This is a genomic window from Marinactinospora endophytica, assembly GCF_054780875.1.
Genome location: NZ_BAAGVM010000038.1, coordinates 1 through 777 on the forward strand (window position 1 = coordinate 1; position 777 = coordinate 777).

General features: G+C 70.3%; 1 protein-coding gene. It reads left to right on the plus strand.

Features of this window, described 5'->3' with window-relative positions:
• A partial coding sequence (locus ACYVHU_RS26670; protein WP_498949921.1) for an ABC transporter ATP-binding protein occupies positions 1–648 on the plus strand: 648 nt, incomplete at its 5' end.
• Positions 649–777 lie beyond the last annotated feature (129 nt).

A 777-nucleotide genomic window follows, 5' to 3' on the forward strand; every position in this document is an offset into this window, starting at 1 on the left:
GTGGACCTGGAGTTCGCCCGCGGCGCGTTCACCGCGATCATGGGCCCCTCCGGCTCGGGCAAATCCACCCTGATGCACTGCCTGGCCGGACTGGACACCGTCACCTCCGGCCAGATCACCATGGGCCGCACCGACATCACCGCCCTGACCGACCGGCAACTCACCCAACTGCGCCGCGACCGCATCGGGTTCGTCTTCCAGGCCTTCAACCTGCTGCCCATGCTCACCGCCCGCGACAACATCACCCTGCCCGCCCGCATCGCCAAACGCCGCATAGACCACCAACGCCTGGCCCGCATCGTGGAAGTGGTGGGCCTGGCCGACCGACTGGACCACCTGCCCGCCAAACTCTCCGGCGGCCAGCAACAACGCGTGGCCGTGGCCCGCGCCCTGCTGGGCGCGCCCGAGGTGGTCTACGCCGACGAGCCCACCGGCAACCTCGACTCGCGGTCGGGCGCCCAGGTACTGGCGTTCTTGCGCGACTCGGTGCGTGAGATGGGCCAGACCGTGGTGATGGTGACCCACGACCCGGTGGCGGCCTCCTACGCCGACCGGGTGGTGTTCCTGCGCGATGGCCGCCCGGCCGGACAGGTCGACGATCCCACCGCCGAGTCGGTGCTGGACCACCTGCTGGCGTTGGAGGGCTGAACCGTGCTACGCACCACCCTGGCCGGCCTGCGCCTGCACAAGGGCCGCCTGTTCACCACCGCCCTGGCCATCGTGCTGGGCGTCATGTTCGTCACCGGCACCCTCGTCTTCACCGACACCCTCCGCCAC